Annotated in this window: 18 protein-coding genes and 1 tRNA gene; 8 read left to right on the top strand and 11 right to left on the bottom strand. The window is 41.0% G+C overall.

The window, feature by feature from the left end:
- Nucleotides 1-306: 306 nt before the first annotated feature.
- From C8D94_RS07275 to C8D94_RS15535, 10 genes are all read right to left on the bottom strand, one after another.
- Nucleotides 307-381, bottom strand: a tRNA-Pro gene (locus tag C8D94_RS07275).
- Between the two features lie 207 nt (nucleotides 382-588).
- Nucleotides 589-1,257, bottom strand: a complete 669-nt coding sequence (locus C8D94_RS07270; protein WP_115123269.1) for a bifunctional 4-hydroxy-2-oxoglutarate aldolase/2-dehydro-3-deoxy-phosphogluconate aldolase — start codon at nucleotides 1,255-1,257, stop codon at nucleotides 589-591.
- Between the two features lie 11 nt (nucleotides 1,258-1,268).
- Nucleotides 1,269-2,291, bottom strand: coding sequence for a sugar kinase (locus tag C8D94_RS07265; RefSeq protein ID WP_115123268.1), 1,023 nt, complete (start codon nucleotides 2,289-2,291; stop codon nucleotides 1,269-1,271).
- Nucleotides 2,292-2,396: 105 nt separating this feature from the next.
- Nucleotides 2,397-3,161 (bottom strand): SDR family NAD(P)-dependent oxidoreductase, encoded by a 765-nt coding sequence (locus tag C8D94_RS07260; protein ID WP_115123267.1) that lies wholly within the window; start codon nucleotides 3,159-3,161, stop codon nucleotides 2,397-2,399.
- 30 nt (nucleotides 3,162-3,191) lie between these two features.
- A complete protein-coding gene (locus tag C8D94_RS07255) occupies nucleotides 3,192-4,457 on the bottom strand; it encodes an MFS transporter (RefSeq protein WP_115123598.1) in 1,266 nt (421 codons plus the stop codon).
- 196 nt (nucleotides 4,458-4,653) lie between these two features.
- Nucleotides 4,654-5,361 carry a FadR/GntR family transcriptional regulator gene (locus C8D94_RS07250; RefSeq protein ID WP_115123266.1) on the bottom strand — a complete coding sequence of 236 codons (708 nt, stop codon included), beginning with the start codon at nucleotides 5,359-5,361 and terminating at the stop codon, nucleotides 4,654-4,656.
- A 239-nt stretch (nucleotides 5,362-5,600) separates the two neighbouring features.
- Nucleotides 5,601-6,941, bottom strand: coding sequence for a RagB/SusD family nutrient uptake outer membrane protein (locus C8D94_RS07245; protein WP_115123265.1), 1,341 nt, complete (start codon nucleotides 6,939-6,941; stop codon nucleotides 5,601-5,603).
- Between the two features lie 11 nt (nucleotides 6,942-6,952).
- Nucleotides 6,953-10,132 (bottom strand): SusC/RagA family TonB-linked outer membrane protein, encoded by a 3,180-nt coding sequence (locus C8D94_RS07240; protein ID WP_115123264.1) that lies wholly within the window; start codon nucleotides 10,130-10,132, stop codon nucleotides 6,953-6,955.
- A 316-nt stretch (nucleotides 10,133-10,448) separates the two neighbouring features.
- A complete protein-coding gene (locus C8D94_RS07235) occupies nucleotides 10,449-10,826 on the bottom strand; it encodes a cupin domain-containing protein (protein WP_115123263.1) in 378 nt (125 codons plus the stop codon).
- 52 nt (nucleotides 10,827-10,878) lie between these two features.
- A complete protein-coding gene (locus C8D94_RS15535; RefSeq protein WP_115123262.1) occupies nucleotides 10,879-12,939 on the bottom strand; it encodes a polysaccharide lyase family 7 protein in 2,061 nt (686 codons plus the stop codon).
- Nucleotides 12,940-13,262: 323 nt separating this feature from the next.
- Between C8D94_RS15535 and C8D94_RS07225 the strand changes: the two genes are divergently transcribed.
- The 8 genes from C8D94_RS07225 to C8D94_RS07190 are packed head-to-tail and all read left to right on the top strand — an operon-like array spanning nucleotide 13,263 to nucleotide 20,552.
- On the top strand, nucleotides 13,263-14,381 hold the full coding sequence (locus C8D94_RS07225) for a PQQ-dependent sugar dehydrogenase (RefSeq protein WP_115123261.1): 1,119 nt from the start codon (nucleotides 13,263-13,265) through the stop codon (nucleotides 14,379-14,381).
- Between the two features lie 19 nt (nucleotides 14,382-14,400).
- Entirely contained in the window at nucleotides 14,401-14,856 is a 456-nt protein-coding gene (locus tag C8D94_RS07220) for a c-type cytochrome (protein WP_115123597.1), read from the top strand.
- A gap of 48 nt (nucleotides 14,857-14,904) precedes the next feature.
- Complete coding sequence (udk, locus tag C8D94_RS07215; protein WP_115123260.1) at nucleotides 14,905-15,522, top strand: uridine kinase; 618 nt, start codon at nucleotides 14,905-14,907, stop codon at nucleotides 15,520-15,522.
- On the top strand, nucleotides 15,512-15,829 hold the full coding sequence (locus tag C8D94_RS07210; RefSeq protein WP_115123259.1) for an FtsB family cell division protein: 318 nt from the start codon (nucleotides 15,512-15,514) through the stop codon (nucleotides 15,827-15,829). Before udk ends, C8D94_RS07210 begins: the two co-directional genes overlap by 11 nt.
- Nucleotides 15,830-15,855: 26 nt before the next feature.
- Nucleotides 15,856-17,235 (top strand): methylmalonyl-CoA mutase subunit beta, encoded by a 1,380-nt coding sequence (locus C8D94_RS07205; RefSeq protein WP_115123258.1) that lies wholly within the window; start codon nucleotides 15,856-15,858, stop codon nucleotides 17,233-17,235.
- The gene (locus C8D94_RS07200) at nucleotides 17,228-17,866 is read left to right on the top strand and encodes a hypothetical protein (protein WP_115123257.1); all 639 of its coding nucleotides are present in this window, start codon (nucleotides 17,228-17,230) and stop codon (nucleotides 17,864-17,866) included. The genes C8D94_RS07205 and C8D94_RS07200 overlap by 8 nt, the downstream gene beginning before the upstream one ends.
- On the top strand, nucleotides 17,866-19,998 hold the full coding sequence (scpA, locus tag C8D94_RS07195) for a methylmalonyl-CoA mutase (RefSeq protein ID WP_115123256.1): 2,133 nt from the start codon (nucleotides 17,866-17,868) through the stop codon (nucleotides 19,996-19,998). The genes C8D94_RS07200 and scpA overlap by 1 nt, the downstream gene beginning before the upstream one ends.
- Nucleotides 19,998-20,552, top strand: a complete 555-nt coding sequence (locus C8D94_RS07190; protein ID WP_115123255.1) for a GNAT family N-acetyltransferase — start codon at nucleotides 19,998-20,000, stop codon at nucleotides 20,550-20,552. The genes scpA and C8D94_RS07190 overlap by 1 nt, the downstream gene beginning before the upstream one ends.
- Here C8D94_RS07190 and C8D94_RS07185 read toward each other — a convergent pair.
- On the bottom strand, nucleotides 20,549-21,388 hold the full coding sequence (locus C8D94_RS07185; RefSeq protein WP_115123254.1) for a CvfB family protein: 840 nt from the start codon (nucleotides 21,386-21,388) through the stop codon (nucleotides 20,549-20,551). The genes C8D94_RS07190 and C8D94_RS07185 overlap by 4 nt on opposite strands.
- Between the last annotated feature and the right edge of the window lie 66 nt (nucleotides 21,389-21,454).

Genomic DNA, 21,454 nt, shown 5'->3' with positions numbered 1-21,454 from the left:
ATCCCCTTACGTCGCATTTGTTGCAAACAGATACCCAATACTATGGCATACTGGTCATTTTTATTTGTTGGGTTTACAAAACCGCGTTGGGCTTGCTTACAAATTAAAATGCCCAAGGACTTTGTCCTCAGGCTTCTGTATTCGGGATGACAGGATTTATAGAATCCTCATAAACCCTTATTGAAAATGGAAAATTGACGCTCACCGCATTCCCATTTTCTATTGCCAAATGCTTACAAAAGTTGCACTTTTGATACCTCTGAAAATAGAAAATGATCCAGCAAGACTGAATCATTCTCCGTTAAGTCGGGATGACAGGATTTGAACCTGCGACCACACGGCCCCCAGCCGTGTACGCTAACCGGACTGCGCCACATCCCGAATTTTTATTGGAATGCAAAAATAACTAAAAAATGATGGGTTGCAAATCTATTTGAAACATTTTAAACCTAAAAAAAGCGTGTTTAACATGATACTCTTTAGAGTAGTTTCAGCATAAAATTGTTGGAAGAAATAGCTTTCATCTCTTCCATTCACCGATTATTGGAAACCAATTAACACTTGAAAAAAAAATGACTGTGATATCCTTTATTTTCTAAGCTGGGAAATAATATCGAGCGACGTTTTGGTAAGTTCTTCGATTTTGTTGTAGTCATAGTTACCGCTGGTATCCTTCACCATGAGTTTAGACCCCATTCCCACACAAGTTACCCCCGCATTGAACCAGCTCTCTAGATTTTCTCTGGTAGGGGAAACACCGCCAGTGGGCATAATACTGGTCCATTGGCAAGGTCCCTTTATGGCTTTTACAAATTCGGGACCATAGATACTACCCGGAAACAGTTTTACTATTTCGCAACCAAGTTCCTCTGCTCTTGCGATTTCAGATAAGGTTCCACAACCCGGGGACCAAAGTACCTTTCTTCGGTTGCATACTTTGGCAATATCTTCTCTCAAGACTGGGGTTACAATAAAATTTGCTCCCAGTTGCATATAAAGTGAAGCCGCAGCGGCATCGGTCACTGAGCCTACGCCCATCACCATTCCTGGAAGTTCGGCTATGGCGTATTTTGTTAATTCTGAAAAGGTTTCAAAAGCAAAATCACCTCTGCTGGTAAATTCCATTAAACGTGCCCCACCATCATAACAAGCCTTTAGTACTTTTTTGCATATTGTTACATCTGGATGAAAAAACAAAGGTACCAGCCCAGTATTTTCCATGACTTGAACAACTTCTATTCTTGAGTATTGTGCCATTTAAATATATTTTATCTTGAAACTTTACCAGAAGCCTTTCCGCTGATTAATTGTTGAATTTCCTCAAGGGTGATCAAATTATAGTCACCAGATATGGTATGCTTTAAACAACACGCAGCCACAGCAATATTTAAAGCTCTTTGTTTACTGCTCTGGTCGTCCAACAGTCCATAAATAAGACCTCCCATAAATGCATCCCCACTACCCACTCTATCCACAACGGGGGTTACTTCTTTGATATCGGCATTGTAAATGGCCTTACCATCGTACAGTACTCCTCCTATACGCTGGTGAGAGGCACTCACTGAATATCGTAGGGTTGTTGCGATAGTGGTGAGGTTGGGGCAAAGTTCAAAAATTTGGTCGTACAGAACAGGTAGTGAGGTTTCGTTCATGTAGTTAGGCGCTACTTTGTCCTTTCCCAGCATAAATAATGCTGTATCAATATCTCCCGAAATAAGATTACTATATGTTAAGAGTTCTGGCATTACTTCGTGTGGCTGCTTACCGTATTTCCATAATTTAGATCTATAATTTAAATCTGAAGAAATTGTAATGCCAAGTTTATGCGCAGCTTTCAATCCTTCTAGGCATACTTCTGCAGCCGCCTGCGAAATTGCGGGTGTAATACCACTCCAATGAAACCATGTAGCATCTTTTAGAACTGACTCCCAATCTATAGTATTTTTTTCTAGGGTGGCCATAGCACTGTTTGCCCTATCGTACACTACCTTACTACCACGGGTTCCTGCTCCTGTTTCAAGAAAATAGAGTCCTAGCCTATCACCACCATAGATTACATTCTTGGATTCAACATTAAACTTTCGCATTTCCTTTAATGCACACGCACCAATATCGTTGTCTGGTAATCTGGTCACAAATTCGACTGGAATACCATAATTTGCCAAGGATACTGCTACATTAAATTCTCCACCACCATAAGAAGCGGCAAATGTTTTTGCTTGAGAAAACCTTAAATGACGCTCTGTGGAGAGCCTTAACATAATTTCACCAAAAGTGACAACTTTACCCATTATCTATATTTTAATACCAAATATCACCATTTTAAAGTACATTTTTGTTGTTGAAGCTATTTTCAAAATTCTATATGCACAAAACTGGAAGAATATATTTTTTTGCTAGATTCCCAATCCTTGGCCTCCACCAATCTGTACGGTCTCTGCTGTAATAAAAGATGCATCCTTGCTTACTAAAAAGGAAACGACTGAAGCTACCTCCTCTGGTTGCCCTAACCTACCCAGCATGATATTATTTTTCCAAGATGCAAACACTTCTGGCTTAGTAGATTTTATTTGCGCATGGAAAGGGGTGTCTATAGTACCCGGAGATACTGCATTTACCCTTATACCGTATTCAGCAAGGTCTTTTGCCATTGCTCTTGTGATAGTATGTACACCTGCCTTGGAAGTTCCATAGATTCCAGCTCCAGGTCCACCAGCGTTCCATCCTGCATTTGAGGTATAGTTTATAATTGTGGGGTGCGCTCCTTTTTTTAGGTATGGAATGGCGGCTCTTGAAGCAAAAAATACCGAATCCAAGTTCAACGCCATTACATTTCTGTAAAACTCTGTGGTCATGTCTTCAAATCTTGACCTACCGCCAAGTCCTCCAGCGTTGTTTATCAATGCATCGATGCGGCCATATTTTTTGCCTATTTTTTGTATATTTGAGGTTACTTGATCTTCTTTGGTTACGTCAAAGCCAACATATTCTGCATCAATGCCATCTTCTTTAAGCTCTGCAAGACGTTTTTCACCAGCTTCATCGTCTATACCGTTTAAAACAACGGTATAACCATCTTTACCCAATCGTTTTGCTACTTCAAAGCCAATTCCGCCTGTGGCGCCTGTTACTATTGCTACTTTTTTAGTTGTATTGCTCATATTCTTTTCTTTTTTTTATTTTAAATTTTATTATTCAATATCTATTGGTTCTATTTTCTTGATGAGGAGTACTATGGATAGTACCGCCAGCGGTGCCAATACTGCAAGTATTATAAATGCTGGGGTGTACGATTCGGTTGTTATGATAGGGATGAGCCAGTTCATTATAATCACAGATACTGCGCCAATACTTCCACACAATCCTGCGAGTGTCCCTACTGATTTCCCACTCAATAAATCGCTAGGGATGGTTTGTATATTACTTATTGAAAACTGAAATCCGAACAGTACAAGGAACACAAAGCAAACAAATTTTATGGGCGTATTTGCAAACAAGATAGCTCCTATGATTGAAATTAATATTATGATGGCTCCTATGGTTATGGTTTTCTTTCGGCTAAGATCTACTGTTTTGGATTTTATGAGCTTTTGTGCATACCATCCGCCTGCCAGACTACCAATCATTGCTCCAACATATGGGAACCAAGCGTAGTAGCCTATTTCCTTTACATTGAAATTATATTCTTTAAAAAGATAGATGGGCATCCAGAAAACAAATAGCCACCATATAGGCTCAATAAAAAAGCGAGAGATAATAACGCCCCAAGATTCTTTATAGGACAAAATTTTCCAAACACTCAATGAAGGTCCGGGATCTATGGTTTGTCTACTTTCGTGCCTTCCCTTTACAATGTGTCTTCGTTCCATCTCAGTAATCCAAGGGTGTGCTGCCGGGCTTGTCTTGTTCATAATCAACCACGGAATGATCCACAGAAAACCAAGGACACCAATTATTACAAAGGTTAATTTCCAGCCATACGATTCAAAAAGTTCTGCGATTGTTGGTGCCGCAACAATAGACCCTATACCAGCTCCGGCGTTAAATATTCCTTGTGCCAGGGCACGTTCCTGTACGGGGAACCATTCGGCATTATTTTTAACCGCTCCAGGCCAGTTTCCAGCTTCTCCTACCCCTAGCATTCCTCTAAAAATACCGAGAGATGCAGCACCCTTGGCAAAAAAGTGCAATGCCGATGCAAGTGACCAGAGTGCTATTGACAATACAAAACCAATCTTGGTTCCTACCTTATCGTACACTTTGCCGGAGATAAACTTACCTGCGGCGTATGTCACGGTAAAGATGTTTATGACCCATGCATAGTCTTTCTCTGTCAACCCTAAATCTACACTCATCTTAGGCCACATTATGCCTAGAGCAGATCTATCGATATAGTTTATAATTGTTGCAAGACATACAAGCCCAATTATCCACCATCTAAGTCCTTTTATTTTCATGTTTTTTGAATTAAACCACGAGCCTTTTACATTACAGTTTGGCACATAGTTATTATTTCAATCTACCGCTGTAGCTTGATTAAAGTGTAAATAATATGATCTTACTTATTTTATTTATTGCAGAGAAAAAACCTACAATATGAACGCATGTTCCTGATTTTATTAGAGTTGAAAAACACAAGATAAATGGTATTTCTTATCCTTTTATATTATAACAGTACTGGTAGAGTACTTTAAAGTGTTCTTTCATACGTTGTTTTGCTAATTTAGGATCTCCTTTTTTTATGGCTTCATAAACTAATTGATGTTCTTCGATTGCCTGATATGATAATGATTCATCGCATACGTGGTATTTGGCAAAATTTGTAATTATTTCTGGGGTAATGATCAACATAAATGTATTCATTACACTGTTGCCACTGGCCTTCGCAATTGCTAAATGAAAAAGTAAATCCTCCTGTACTGCATTTTCACCATTTTTGACCTTAAGAGTATAGGCATCCAAGGCTTTCTTCATCTCCTCAAGGTTTTCCTCTGTTCTTCTTAGGGCCGCTAATCGTACTGTTTTGAGCTCTAAGAGAATTCGTGTCTCTACCAACGATTTAAAATCTGGATCTTCCAATCTTAGGATGTCGTCTATCATCCCATTCATAGCTACGGCACCAATATCTGCTATAAAGGTCCCACTTTGGGGAATGGACTTGAGTATTCCGTAGAATTCCAATTTCTGGATGGTGTCGCGTATGGTACTTCTGGTCACTTCAAATTTTTCAGATAGCATCCTCTCTGAAGGAAGTTTGTCCCCTGGCTCCAAATTCTTATAATTAATCAAATCTTTGAACTTAGCTATTACCTGCTTTTGCAGGGAGTGCTTTTCAGTTTGATTTATAACTTCTACTTTCATATCGTCCTGTTTTAAAAAAATTGGTTAACCAACTATATTCTTTAAAAATATATAAAATTTTATGGTTTCAGGTTAAACAAATTTTAAATCGACTTTTCACTAACTCATTTTCAGAAAAGCTTTACTGGCCTAATGAAGACCAGTAAAACTTAATACAATTTAATTTAGGCTAATCAAATACATATTACTGTAATGTCTATTCTTTCTGGGCGGGAGGTTTATCTATAATTGCACCATGATTAATATCCGGGGTTCTGTGTAATCTCGCCGTCACTTGCAAGTATCTCAGAAATTGGGATTGGAAATAGGTAGTAATTTGGGTTAACAGGTTCTCCTATTTCAGCATCTACAGTTCCCGTTCTTACCAAATCAAACCATCTTTGTCCTTCAAAGGCAAGTTCCAGTCTTCTTTCGTCCTGAATTGCTTGTCTTACCAAGGCTTGAGTGTTTATTTCATTATGGTCCAGCACCGTTAAATTGGCTCTGGTTCGCAATGGGTCCAAAAGGTCAAGTACATCTTCGGCAGCTGCTCCGTTCTCATTCAGGGCTTCTGCGTACAATAGAATCACATCTGCCAATCTCATCTCTATCCAATCGTGGTCTGGGCCTCCTGTCTGGGGATATTTTGGAGATTTTAATTCTTCCTCGTTTATATTAACTACTCTTCTAAAATCTCCTCCTACAAGAGTATCATTGGCAACTGCATCAAAAGCAGCGATCAAATCTGTATCCAAGGGCTCCAGTGCCTTTGTATCCAGACCGAAGAACCATTCCCAAAATTCTGAGAAGCCATACTCATCTACTACCGATCCTGATCTTTGTGTAGCAAAAATGATTTCAGAATTCAAATCGTTAGCCTCGCCAAAGATATCGGCGTAGTTCTCTTGAAGGCTAACACCAGCACTCGAGGCTCCATTTACAACTGAAGCAAGAAATGGCTCTGCACTACCAAAGTTACCCATGTGCATATAAACTTTACCTAAAAGTGCTTGGGCCGCTATTTCGGTTGCTCTTCCCTCATTCAGCCCAGAATTATCCAAGGTTGTCAATGCATCTTGTAAATCTGGGATAATAACGTCGTTGTATACGTCCAGGGCCGGTTGTCTGGTAAGGTCGTACGTTGCAATATCACTTATATCTACAGTGGTTAAAATTATCGTCACATCTCCAAACACTTGAACCAACTTAAAATAAGACAAGGCTCTCAAAAATTTGGCCTGCCCTACTAGATTAGGGTCCGAAGAGTTTTCAATTACGTTATTAGAACTCAAGATAGATCTATACAATGCAGTGTAAAAAGGACCGAAAAATTGGTCTTCCATAATGGTTAAGTCACCATTAAACCTATCGAATGCAGGGTATGGTTCTTCGTCCATTAGCGCATTGTCTGCTCTAAAGTCTCCCATTACCGCCATAGGTGTTACAGCACCAAGCTGATAGTAATACGCTGCATTTAATACTCCGGTAAAATCTTCTAAAGAATCTGAAGTGGCAATATTTTCTGGAACTTGGTCCAAATCGCTTTCACAGGCTGCTAAGAACAACACTGATACTAATACTAATTTATATATCGTTTTCATATTTCTTTTATTTAAAAATTAACATTTAACCCAAACGTAAAGCTTCTTACTATTGGACTGGCACCTACCTGCACTCCGTATGTTGTAGGCCCTAAATAACCAGTGTTGGTCGTTTCCACACCTTCTGGGTTATCTGAAGTATAATCATCTCCGAAGATGTAGAATAAGTTGGTCGCAGCCAGATATACCCTAGCCGAATTGATACCAACTCTTGTAATAAACTCCGGCTTAATCGTATAACCCAAGGTAAGGTTTCTCATCGCTAAATAGGATGCGTCTTGTATTTGTGCGTCTGTTTGGTTTCTTGACTGTGTATAGTGCAATCCGTTATGATCGGCAATACCATCATTATCTGCATCAAAGCTGTCGCGCAGTCTTCCACCAAATTCTGAATTATAGTACAATGGATCCACATTAAAAACCTCACCACCTTCAGCTCCTTGCAATTGGAAGGAAAGGTCGAAATCCTTATAACGGAAATTGCTGTTTACACCATAGTAGAAATCTGGAGTGTTCTGGCCTATTTTCACCAAGTCTCCACCTTCTTCAACGGTTTTTGTATTATCAATAACTCCATCACCGTTTTGATCTACTACGTAATATTCTGAACTATTGATGCCTATGGCTCGTGTAGGATCTTCTATGTACTCATCTTCAACAATCCCAATGGTCTCCAATCCCCACATTTCACCAATTTCACCACCTACATAATTTCTGAACACGGGTCCTCTTCCGCTCTGCCCATAAATTGTCTGGGGTAATTCGTCCAGCCCCCCTAGGTCTGTAATTTCTGTTTCAACGGTGGAAAAGTTTCCGCCAAAATCCCAGCTGAAATTTTCGTTTCTCACTATGGCTGAAGAAAGCTCAAGTTCAATACCAGTACTTCTTACATCGCCAGAATTGAGACGTATGGAAGGCGTACCGAACACCTCGGATACACTTTGGTTTATTAATATATCTTCAATATCCGATGTATAGTAGTCTGCACTCAACCTAACACGATTGTTTATAAAACCAAGGTCAAGTCCATAGTTAGTCTCCGTATTAGTTTGCCAGGTAAGTTCTGAGTTTTCAATATCTGAAGGTATCAAGAACCCGGTCCCCAATGCTGTAGATTGTGGGTTTAGAAGACTTAAAGAATTGTAGGCACCTAAATCTGATGTGGTTCCAAGAGAACCATAGCTAAATCTTGGTTTTAAAGTACTTATAGCATCAAAATTATAGAAGGCTTCGTTGTGCACATTCCATCCAATTGAGAACGCTGGGAATGTTTCGTACTTGTTGTTTGCTCCAAAACGAGAATCTCCATCTCTTCTTACCGAAACAGATAGTAAGTAACGATTGTCAAAGGCGTAGTTTATCCTTCCAAAAATACTTTTTCTTACAATGGTCTCATCAACTTCTGTCACAGCAATGTCTTCTGGCTGCAATAAATTGTAGTTAATGATATCGCTAAATGGTACATTGGTACCGTTCAAGGCAGTTCCCCTTGTATACAGAGTCTGGAACTCAACTCCTGCTACGGCAGATATTTCGTGGTTTCCTATCTCTCCACTATAATTCAAAGTAGTCTCACTCAAGATAGAGGATCTTTTAACGTCCACTTGATCTAAAGCGGTCTGGTTGGGTCTGGCCCTAGAATCGAACTCAAGCCCTCTCCAAAAGTAGTCTTGGGTATCTCTAATATCTCCACCAAGCACGGTTTTAATATTGAGCCCTTTTACTATTTGGTATTGCAGGTATGAGCTTACATTAGCGAAAAATGTTTTTTGGTATCTATCGGTATTATCAAGTTTTGTTGCAGGACCTGCATCTCCAGACCCTCCAATTCCGTTACCACTTCTTCCGTAGTGCCAGTCTTGGGCAGTATCACCCGGCTCTAGGGTATAAATACTATTGTTGAAAGGTGCATCACCTCCTCTGTATCCATCATCAAAAGGATCGAGCCCCAAAGCTTGCGCCTGCTGATCTAATTGCTGAACGTATGCAATAGATGCCGCGGTATGGTATATAGGATGTATATTATAAGCCCTTAAAAGGTCTCTAATATCATGCCCCACTATATCTCTATCGGAAGCAAAACCATTAAAGCTTACACCTGTTTCAAATTTGTCACCTAATCTGGCATCTACATTTAAACGAGCGTTTACCCTCTCAAAAGCTTGAGTAATTACAACACCCTCAGTATTTTGGTACCCTACCGATGCAAAATAATTAGCATTTTCACTACCACCACTCATGCTAAAGTTATGGCTGGTACTGTATCCATTTCTGAAGAGATAATCCTCAACAGGTACTACATCAGGTGCGTTTCTATAGGCATTTATCTTATAGTTAACAAATGCTGGATCTAGTTCAGACACATCAAACCTTCCGCTAGCAATGCCTTGCTCCAGTTCGTTGGCCCATTCACCAGCTGTTAATTTTCTTCTGTCACTACGGTATCTGCTTGATATACTTGAGTAAGTATCATAACTAAAAGTAGGATCGCCTGTTTTTCCTTTTTTGGTCGTTACCAAAATAACACCATTTGCTCCCCTAGAACCATAAATTGCTGCCGAAGCCGCATCTTTTAGCACCTCTATACTTTGAATATCATTTGGGTTTACCGTTGCTAGTGTTCCCGAAATTGGATATCCGTCCACAACGATAAGCGGATTGCTATTACCATTAATAGAGGATGCTGCCCTAACCTGTATCTTAGGGTCTGCACCAGGTGCTCCATCTTGATTTTGAATTAAAACACCTGCAAGTTTACCTCCCAATGCTTCGTCTACACGAGTAGATTGGATAGCAGCAACTTCTTCTCCCCCAATCTTCGCAACAGCACCGGTTACTTGGCTTTTCTTTCTGGTTCCATACCCAACAACAACAACCTCATCCAGCGAACTCGCTTCCTCAGCTAAGGCAATGTTGAGCGTGGTTTGCCCCGTTATTTCTACAGATTGGGACACATACCCTATATATGAGAACTGAACAACATCGCCGTTTTGGACTTGGATTTCATAATTTCCGTCAAAATCGGTTGTTGTACCCCTCGATGTTCCCTCCAGTATCACATTGGCACCGGGGACTGGAATTTGATCTGCTGCCGAAACTACTGTTCCGGACAACGTGTAGCTTTCTTGCGCTAGCACAATTGAACTGCTAACGAGCAGCAAGAGCAAGAATAATCTCTTTTTTAAGTTCATGGTTGTTAATTTAAGTTGTTAATTGATTTTGCACTAACTTAAATACGCTTGATGCTCGGTTGTGATAATTTGTTTTGTTAATTTTGCATCTAATGTATTGGTAACTCAGTACATTCTAAATTACTTTCTGACGAAGGAGTAATTTTTTTGATAGGATGGGCGCACACCCATCCTATTTTTTTATAGTTCCTTTTGGTTCACCAAATTGGTAAACCAGTTTGGTGAACCAAATATAGCATCTTTATCTTACCACGCAAATTTATTTGTGTTAAAAATCAGTCTATTTCATAAAATGTTCACAGATAGGGAGTGTTGTTTAAGATGGTTTATCACCAAAGTACGATACTTCACCACCCGTTAGGAAGTCTTCTCTTACAGGGCTAAATGTGTCAATCAACATTCCTTCTTCTAGGCAAACTGCACTGTGCAATAAATTTGGCTCGATGTAAACCCCATCGCCTGCTTCTACAATTTGCTTCACTCCATCAATTTCAAATTCAAACTTCCCTGAGACACAATAAGTTGCTTGTGTATGAAAATGCTGATGTGGAGCGCCCAGGGCCCCTTTCTCAAACTTGACTTTAACCATCATTATTTGGTTATCATATCCTAAAAATTTTCTTGAAACTCCTCCTCCCAGTTCTTCCCACTGCATTTCTTTGGTAATAATGTATTTTTCACTGAATCTCTTCATAATCTTTTTTTTTGATTGTATGTTTTTAATTGTAGAGGTATCCCAAGCTTTTTTATTTTTTCGGCGGAACTCCCGGTCCCACTGTTGCTTCTCTGAACCAAACTTCGGCGTAACATCCATTTTCATATTGCTTGGCAATGTCGCCCCCATACGTTTCGGCACCTGCACACCAAACCCTATTTGTTCGGGGGGATTTTCCATTGGTTTGATTGTAAGCCCCTTGTTTAAAGTAGCCCAACTCACCGCTATAGGCAATGGCACGTTCGGTTCCGTCCTGGCCTATGGGCACAAAGATTTTTTCAACTTGTTTAGGTAGGTCAGAGCGTTTTGTGTATTCGGATTTTATAAGATTTTTTGTAAATGTTTTGGTTTCGTGATTGTCACTTTTAAATGTGAGATACATAATACCATTATAAACATTAATTTCGTAACTGAATTCTTCCCCCAAAGCTATTCCGTCTTTAGGTTCAGTAGGATAGTCATCTTTACTTTTTCCAATCACAGACATATCGTGCCCCCAGACTGCAGTGGAGTAATCCCATCTACCAGAATTATCATTACCCTCCGTATTGATTTCATAATTCCAGAACACAGAGCCTCTTTCCTGACCTGGGAATTTTTTATAGAATATTTTTAAAGGTTCGTTTTCGTGCCCTTCACCACTATGGATTTGCCCTACCACAACAGAATAGGAGGCAGCTACCCTTGCATCACCAGAGACAGAGACCTGCATTACCTTACATGTTCCTGTGAGCTTCCCGCCTTCTTCAGGCGTCCAGTCTCTTTTTTCACCCAACTCTGTTCTTGTATTGCTGGAGTTTGGCGAAGTAACCCCAGAATTTGGTGTTTTATATACTACCCATCTTCTTGTACCATCTATGACCGTGTAGAAAAAATCTTCATGTTGATACTCTGTAAGATCTTCAACCGTTGTACCATTACCCAATAGAATTTTAAATTTATCCATAAATGGGATCACTTCATTTGGGTATACAATCTTTTGGCTCAATCCATCATTTGCTTCAAAATAACCCGCGTTGGAATAAGCATTCTCACTAATCTCAATACTTCCAGTTTTAAACCAAACCTCGGCGTAGTTACCATCTGCATATTGTTTTTGCACATCACCACCGTGGGTTTCGGCACCTGAGCACCATACCTTATTTATTTTAGGGTCTTTTCCGTTGGTTTGGTTGTAACAACCCAGTTTGAAAAATAATCCCTCTTCAGCATACGCATTCTCACGCTCCACACCATCCTGGCCAATGGGGAAGAATAACTCTTTGGTTTGTTGCGGGATACTTGAACGCGTCGCGTATTCAGATTCGATTAAATTTTTAGTGAACGTTTTAGTTTCGTGTCCTTCACTGCTGAAGGTTAGATACATTATACCATCCTTGATTTCTACGGCATAACTAAATTCCTCACCCAAGGCAATCCCGTCTTCAGGCTCGGGCGGATAGATATCTTTACCAGTACCAACAACCGAAAAGTCGTAACCCCAAATTGGATAGGAATAATCCCAACGTTTCGAATTATCATCTCCTGCCGTATTGATCTCATAATTCCAAAAAACAGACCCCTTGGTGTGGCCAGGGAATTTTTTATAGAAAATTTTAAGGGGTTCGTTCTCATGACCGTCTGCACTGTGAATCTGTCCCACAACAACTGAATATGTTGAAGCAACATGCGCATCTCCCGTACTTGAAACGTTCATCACTTTTAGGGTGGCGTTCATTTTGGCATCGGTTGTGGGCAGCCACTTTTTAAGTTGGGCCAGTTCGGTCCTGGTGTTGTTTGAGGTACCGTGGGTATTCCCAGCATTGGGTGTTTTAAACACTACCCAATCTTCATCCCCATCCTTTGTGGTAAAAAAATAGTCTTTATCCTCATAATCCATCGCGGGCCCCACATTTTTACCATTGCCTGAAATTAAGTTCCAGTGCTCAAAAAATGGTATAACGTCGTTCGCAGATGTCCCCATTGCTAGATTTTCAGTAGCCTCTCCAGCCGATTGAGTTTTATTTTCAGCACAGCTCGAAAAAAGCAAAGCAGTGGTCACCCCTAAAAGATATAGGTTGAAGTAAGATTTATAGGTTGTAAAGAACATCATATTTTTAAAGTATCAAAATTGGTTTACCAAATTGGTTTACCAAAAGTATGTAATTTAATCTTAAAACCAAATTTTTAACAAAAATCTTTTCATATTTACTAAATATAACCTTCATGATCACCCACGGGCGGGTTAGTCTTTTAGTATATGATTGAAAAACCATCTTGTAAGTTTTTTCGTATATATTAGTAGGTCAGAGACTTGGAAGCTTCGAGTTAGCCAACGAGACCTGACAGCGTAACCCCGCAAAGCCCAAATGCCAATGGCATTTGGGTTTTCGTTTTAAACAGTAAATACGTATCTTTTCAAAAAGAAAACACACTATGAAAAGAACAGTCCTCTGCCCTATTATTTACCTGCTACTAATAGCTTGCAATGCTCCCAAGAAAAAAAATGACGTGGCACTAACGGTAGATTCCAAACGCGGATACAGTAACGAAAAAGTAGTAGACAACCTGGACAATCCTTGGGGGATGACCTGGCTTCCGGACGGCAGTATGCTCGTTACCGAAAAGGACGGGCGCCTCCTCCACTTTAAAGATGGTACAAAAACCGAAATTCAAAATGTCCCCAAAGTGTACAATCGCGGACAAGGAGGGTTGCTGGACATTACCCTTCACCCCAATTATGCTGCTAATGGCTGGATTTATTTTACGTATGCCTCAGAAGAAGGAGAAGGTAGCGGTGGAAATACAAAATTGAGCCGTGCCCAACTTAAAGGCGGGGCCCTTACCCAAATAGAAGATCTTTACAAGGCCACTCCCAATACCACACGGGGGCAACATTTTGGCTCCCGAATCGAGTTTGATAACGAAGGCTATCTCTACTTTGCCATTGGCGAAAGAGGCGCTCGGGATGTGAATCCACAGGACATTACCCGCGATGGCGGTAAAGTGTACAGGCTACATGACGATGGCAGCATTCCCAAAGACAATCCTTTTGTGGGAAAGGAAGGCTTGGATGCTATTTATACCTACGGAAATAGAAATCCGCAAGGAATGGCCATCCACCCTACTTCTGGTAAAATTTGGATACATGAGCATGGCCCAAAAGGTGGCGACGAGATAAATATTTTAGAAAAAGGTGCCAATTACGGCTGGCCCGTGGTAAGCTACGGTGTAAATTATAGCGGTACCAAGTTTACCGATAAGACCGAAATGGAAGGAATGACCCAACCCATTTACTATTGGGTACCCAGCATTGCCCCGTGCGGGATGGATTTTGTGACCAGTGACAAGTATCCAGACTGGAAAGGGCGCTTATTGGTGGGTTCGCTGAAATTTAATTATGTAGAATTGCTGAAGCTGAAAGGTGACGAAGTAATAGACCGTGAAAAAATCGCTGTAGATATTGGCCGGGTTCGCAATGTAAAAGAAGCTCCGGATGGTTATATTTACATTGCTGTTGAAGGTGACGGAATTTACAAAATGGTACCTAACTAAAATACACACAAAACAAAATATGAAAAAAGCACTTCTACTGCTCACACTACCTCTTGTACTAGCAGGCTGTAACAATTCAGAAAAAAAGAATAACATTAAAATTGGTGGTGTTAAAATTTCAGAAACTGAAAAAGAGCAAACACCCCTTGAAGCCAGTATGGAACGTGGTGGGATTATCTATACAGATTTTTGCATGCAATGCCACTTGGGCAACGGAAAAGGTGTACCGGGCAACTTTCCTCCCCTGGCCGGATCCAACTGGCTAAAAGAAAAAAGAGAAGAAAGTATCCATGCAGTAAAATATGGGCAAAAAGGAGAAATTGTAGTGAACGGCGTTACCTATAATGGTGTGATGGTTCCCATGGGATTGAGCGACCGAGAAGTAGCAGACGTTATGAACTATGTAATGAACAGCTGGGGAAATACACAGGACGAGATGATCACCGAAAACGAAGTTGCAAAAGTTGAAGAATAACTTCCCTAAACTAACATATTTTCTACCTTTGCTCCAAACAACAAAAATATGCTCATAATAGGAATAGGAGGCGGTACCGGAAGTGGCAAAACAACCGTTGTTCAGCAAATTATCGAACAACTTCCTGTAGATGAAGTGTGTGTTATTTCGCAGGACAGTTACTACAAGGACACCAGTAACTTAACCTACCAAGAGCGAGTACAGATTAATTTTGACCATCCAAATTCCATAGACTTTCCCCTGCTGGTTAAGCATCTGGAAACTTTGAAGGAAGGAGAATCCTTTGAGCAACCTGTCTATAGTTTTGTAGAGCACAATCGTACAGGAGAAACTGTAACAACGTTTCCCAGAAAAGTTATTATTGTTGAAGGCATATTAATCTTGACCCACCCCGAAATCAGGGAACTGTTCGACATAAAGATTTTTGTGCACGCAGATAGTGACGAACGGTTGATACGCAGATTAAAGCGTGATATTGCCGAACGTGGGCGCGATCTGGATGAGGTATTGCACCGCTACCAGACCACCCTAAAGCCCATGCATCAGCAATTTATAGAACCCACAAAGGAATTTGCAGATATCATCATCCCCAACAACCGTTACAATACCGTAGCTGTGGATGTGATACGGAATATCGTTCAGCAAAAAATTGGCAATGAAATTTAAAGAATTAAAACAAAAACGCTGGTTCAAGATATTGGGAAGCACCTATGTAATTATCCTGATATGCTTTGCCGTGTGGATGATTTTTTTCGATACAAATTCGTACTTTATACACAAGGAACTGGACGAGGACATCAATGCACTTGAAGAAAACAAGGAATTTTACAAGAAGGAAATTGAAAAGGACAAGAAATTCCTTGATAAGATGCAGGACAGCAACGAAATTGAAAAGTATGCCCGCGAAAAATATTACCTTAAAAAAGAAGGTGAGGATATCTATATAATTGAAAACGAAGACAGCCTGAAATAAAGTTTCAAACCCCAAAAAAAAATAATGTGAGTACCAACTTATTCAAAGATTTTGAATCCGTTTCCGCCAAACAGTGGAAACAAAAAATACAAATGGACCTAAAGGGAGCCGACTATAACGACACGTTGGTTTGGCAGAGTTTGGAGGGCATAGACGTGCGGCCCACTTACCATGCAGATGATTTTGAAAGCACTCCACCTACCATCCCCGGGCACCCCAAAAGTTGGAACATAGCCCAGCACGTGTTTATTGATGATGAAACGATTGCCAATCAGTTAGCATTGGATGCCATACATAGAGGCGCAGAGGCCATTGTGTTTACTGCTGAAGCTCCTTTTTCAATACAAAGTGTTTTTAAGGATTTTCCTTTTGGAGCGACCTCTATCTATTTTCAGTTTGATTTTTTGGACAAGGAATTTTTGTTGAAATCGATTTCCTACCTAACCGAAAAGAAAGCGACGGTCTTTTACAATGTAGATGTATTGGGCAATCTTGCCAAGACAGGAAACTGGTACCATAACCTTCAGCAAGATCACGAGATTTTGAATGCCCTTCAGCAAGCATACCCCCAAGAAAACTTGATTTCAGTAGATACTTCGGTATACCAAAACGCGGGGGCCAATAGTGTGCAGCAATTGGCGTATGCCCTTGCCCACGCCAACGAATACCTCAATCATTTCTGTCACGCCGGGGGTGATAAGAATACTTCACGCTCCATGACGTTCAAAACAGCTACAGGGTCAAACTACTTTTTTGAAATCGCCAAAATTAGGGCCTTACGCCTGTTGTACGCTACATTGGCTTCAGAATATAATGTTTCAGAAACCTGCCACGTATTGGCAACACCCTCAAAACGCAACAAAACCATTTACGATTATAACGTAAATATGCTCCGTACCACTACCGAAACTATGAGTGCTGTACTGGGAGGAGCCAATACGGTTTGTAATTTGCCGTACGATGCACTGTACCACAAGAGCAACGAGTTTGGGGAGCGTATTTCAAGAAACCAGTTGCTTATCTTAAAGCACGAAAGCTATTTCGATACGGTTTGCAATCCAGCAGACGGCAGCTATTACATTGAAACGCTTACCCAACAGCTGGCCGAAAAGGCGTTGGAAATATTCAAATCTATTGAAAAAGGGGGCGGGTTGTTGGCACAACTAAAGGATGGTACGCTTCAGAAAAAGATAAAAGAGAGCGCTACAAAAGAGCAGGACTGGTTTGACCAGGGCAAATTGGTCTTGGTGGGCACCAATAAATATCCCAACGATATTGATACGATGAAAAACGATTTGGAGCTGTATCCTTTTATAAAAACCAATCCGCGTAAAACCGAAATAGAACCTATTGTCGCCAAACGCCTTTCAGAAAAAGTTGAACAAGAACGATTGGACCATGAATAAACTGAGATTAGTATCATTGTTGGTAAGTTTCTCCATTACTCTTACCGGATGTCTCGAAGTGGGCACACAACTAGCATCTTGGAACGATTTACAAGAGAATGAAGAACCCAATGGCAGGTATGAGTTTCTTGAGGATTCTGGTGTAAAAGTGTATATCCCACTGGAGTTCGAAAAGATCTCTATTTCAGAATACCAACAAATCGTAAGAGAAAAGTATCCCGAAGAGTCCCAATCCTTCGAGATTGAACGGATGAATCAATTAAAGGATGCAGATGGCGAATTGTATCTGTTTTTTGATAAAGTATCCTTGGCATCTATAACAGTGAACACGTTTCCATTTACTCCTTTAACCAAGCAAGACGCCCAATATGTCTTGGGGATAAATCGTCTAGAAATTGAAAAAAATGTAGAAAACTCTCCTATTGAGGTAGAGAGGATTTCCTCAAAATACAATGGGAGTAAAAATGATTACATATTTAAATATGTATATAAGTTTACTAATACTGAAAATGACTTTGATGTTTACACTACGGCTTACTTTATCACCAAAAATTTTCAGACTGTTTTTATCAACCTGAATGCTGGTTTTAATGCCCATTACGACCCATTTGCACTAAAGACCATTATGTGATGAAGAGAAAAGATTTACAACACCTCACTTTAAAGGGTGTGAACCACAAACGACAAACGACAAACGACGAACGCTTCACTACTGCTGAAAATATTTCAGTTAAAAAGACTTATACTCAAAGAGACACTGAAAACCTAGAGCATCTTGACTTCGTGGCAGGAATTGCACCCAATCTACGTGGCCCGTATTCTACGATGTACGTGCGTAGGCCTTGGACCATCCGTCAATATGCTGGCTTTTCAACCGCTGAGGATAGCAACGCATTTTACCGCCGCAACTTAGCCGCGGGACAAAAGGGACTCTCTGTGGCGTTCGATCTTGCTACCCACCGTGGGTACGATAGCGACCATGAGCGTGTGGTGGGCGATGTGGGAAAAGCGGGTGTGGCGATAGACAGTGTAGAGGATATGAAGATTTTGTTCGACCAGATTCCCTTGGACAAGATGAGCGTCTCTATGACTATGAACGGTGCTGTACTGCCCATCATGGCATTTTATATAGTTGCTGCCGAAGAACAGGGCGTAGCTCCCAATGCACTTGCAGGGACCATCCAGAACGATATTTTAAAGGAATTTATGGTACGGAATACCTATATCTATCCGCCAACGCCATCCATGAAAATAATCAGCGATATTTTTGAATTTACATCTCAAAATATGCCCAAATTCAATAGTATTTCCATATCAGGCTACCATATGCAAGAGGCTGGCGCCACTTGCGATATTGAGTTGGCCTACACCCTGGCCGATGGGTTGGAATATATTAAAACCGGTATCGCCGCTGGGATGGATATAGATACCTTCGCTCCTCGCCTATCGTTTTTCTGGGCCATTGGGATGAACCATTTTATGGAGATTGCCAAGATGCGGGCCGCACGAATGCTATGGGCCAAACTGGTGAAGCAGTTCAACCCTAAAAACCCTAAATCGTTGGCATTGCGCACCCACTGCCAGACCAGTGGTTGGAGTTTAACGGCACAAGATCCTTTTAACAATGTAGCCAGAACCTGTGTGGAAGCCTCGGCCGCAGCTTTTGGGGGTACACAAAGTTTACATACCAATGCCCTGGACGAAGCCATTGCGCTACCAACAGATTTTTCGGCACGCATTGCACGTAACACACAAATCTATTTACAGGAGGAAACACAGATCAACCGAACGGTTGATCCTTGGGCTGGAAGCTACTATGTTGAAAAATTAACGCACGATATTGCCGAAAAAGCTTTGCAGCTTATTGAAGAGGTTGAAGATTTAGGTGGCATGACCAAGGCTATCGAAGCCGGAATCCCCAAACTCCGTATTGAAGAAGCCGCCGCGAGAAAGCAAGCCAGGATAGATGGTGGACAGGACGTGATCGTGGGAGTGAACAAATACCAGCTAAAAAAGGAAGACCCATTGCAGATTTTGGATGTGGACAACCAAAAGGTACGCAAGGGACAAATGGAGCAATTGGAGAAAATAAAAGCCGAAAGAAATACCGAAAAAGTTTCCGAAGCCTTGAAAAAATTGACACAATGTGCCAGAACAGGTGAAGGAAATTTACTAGCTTTAGCCGTAGATGCTGCCCGAGAACGTGCCACGCTTGGTGAAATAAGCGATGCCCTGGAAGAAGTTTTTGGACGCTATAAAGCAGAAATAAAATCATTTAGCGGTGTGTATAGCAAAGAGATAAAAAAAGACCCACAGTTTGAAAAAGCGCGACAGCTCGCAGACCAATTTGCCGAGCAGGAAGGCCGTCGCCCTCGAATTATGATTGCCAAAATGGGACAGGACGGTCATGACCGCGGTGCCAAGGTAGTGGCTACGGGCTATGCCGATGTTGGTTTTGATGTAGATATTGGTCCGCTTTTCCAAACTCCCAAAGAAGCTGCCAAACAAGCAATTGAGAATGACGTACACGTCCTGGGCGTTTCCAGCCTTGCAGCGGGCCATAAAACCCTCGTACCACAAGTGATAGAAGAGATGGAAAAATTGGGACGAGAAGATATTATGGTTATTGTGGGAGGTGTCATTCCACCACAGGACTATGACTTTTTGTTCGATGCCGGAGCTGTAGCTGTATTTGGACCGGGAACCAAAATTAGTGATGCTGCTATTACTATTTTGGAGGTGTTACTGGATACTGCTAAATAATGGAAGCAAAAAACTACACCCTCACCACCCCACGCCTTGGTCTACGCAACTGGCTCCCGAGTGATGAAGTACATTTTGTGGAGATGTGCAAAGACCCAGAGGTGATGCGGTATTTCCCAGCAACACTTTCAGAAGAAGAAACACTTAGTTTAATTAAACGACTACAACTTCATTTTGAAAAGCACGGCTATACCTATTTTGCCGTAGATATTTTGGAAACCGGAGAGTTTATAGGGTTTTGTGGGCTAGCCGTACAGGCTTGGCAGAGTATATTTACCCCCTGTGTAGATATGGGTTGGCGACTCAAAAAATCAGCTTGGGGCAACGGTTACGCTACTGAAGCTGCCAACGCATGCTTGGAAGCAGCTCAAAAACAATTTGGTTTGACCGAAGTTTACGCTTTTGCACCAGATTTAAACCTCCCTTCACAACACGTCATGCAAAAAATTGGCTTGGAATATGTAGGCGATTTCCAACACCCAAAGATTGCCAATGATTCACGAATCAAAACGTGTGTGGCCTATAAGAAAACGTTTTTCAAAAATTCGTATTAATCTTCAGCGATCAGCTCGATCCCATCCTCTTTAATAATAATTTGTTTGTCTTTGTAAAGACTCCCAATGGCTTTTTTGAAGGATTTTTTGCTCAGTCCCAATTCATTTTTAATAGTGTCCGGATCGCTTTTGTCGTGTAGGGGCAAAAATCCTCCAGCGGCTTTTAACTCGTCCAGCACATAATTGGCGTTGGGTTCTATGCTGCGGTAACCTGGAGGTTGCAGTACGAGGTCTATTTTATTGTCACTCCTAATTTTTTTGATATAAGCCTTCAACCTATCTCCCGTACGGATGTCCTCAAAAATATCATCTATATAGATAAGGCCGTGGTGTTTTCCGTTTACAATGGCATTCGCTCCTTTGTCGGTTAGATGCGTTACCAAGATATCTACTTCTTCAAATTTCTCGACCTCAAGGCTGGAATTGTCCAAAAATTTATTGGTCTTACTGGATCCCACGAGCCGTTGTGTCTGTTCATCGAGATAGAGATATACTATATACCAGTTTCCAACCTTCATAGGGCGTGCCTGTTCCTTAAAAGGTACGAACAATTGCTTTTGAACGCCCCAATCCATAAAAGCGCCGTATTGGTTCACATCTGCACAATGGAGATAACCAAAATTGTTCAACGTTACGTATGGCTTCAGGGTAGTTGCAACGGGACGTTCTTCGTAGTCTAGATAGACAAAGGCCGTGATGGTGTCGCCTATTTCAAAGGTTTCAGGTTTATATTTGTGTGGCAACAGGACCTCGTCTTCTTCGGCATTGCCAAGGTATAGACCAGGGTCTGTATCTCTTAATATGGTTAATTCTTGGTATTCTCCTAATTTCAGCATAGTTTTACAAAGGTACGATTTAGCGTTTGTATATTTGCTGTACCTATATTATTAATCCCCAATCTC

The organism is Marinirhabdus gelatinilytica (assembly GCF_003353425.1).
Classification (GTDB): domain Bacteria; phylum Bacteroidota; class Bacteroidia; order Flavobacteriales; family Flavobacteriaceae; genus Marinirhabdus; species Marinirhabdus gelatinilytica.
This window is presented reverse-complemented; position numbering and strand designations above follow the sequence as displayed.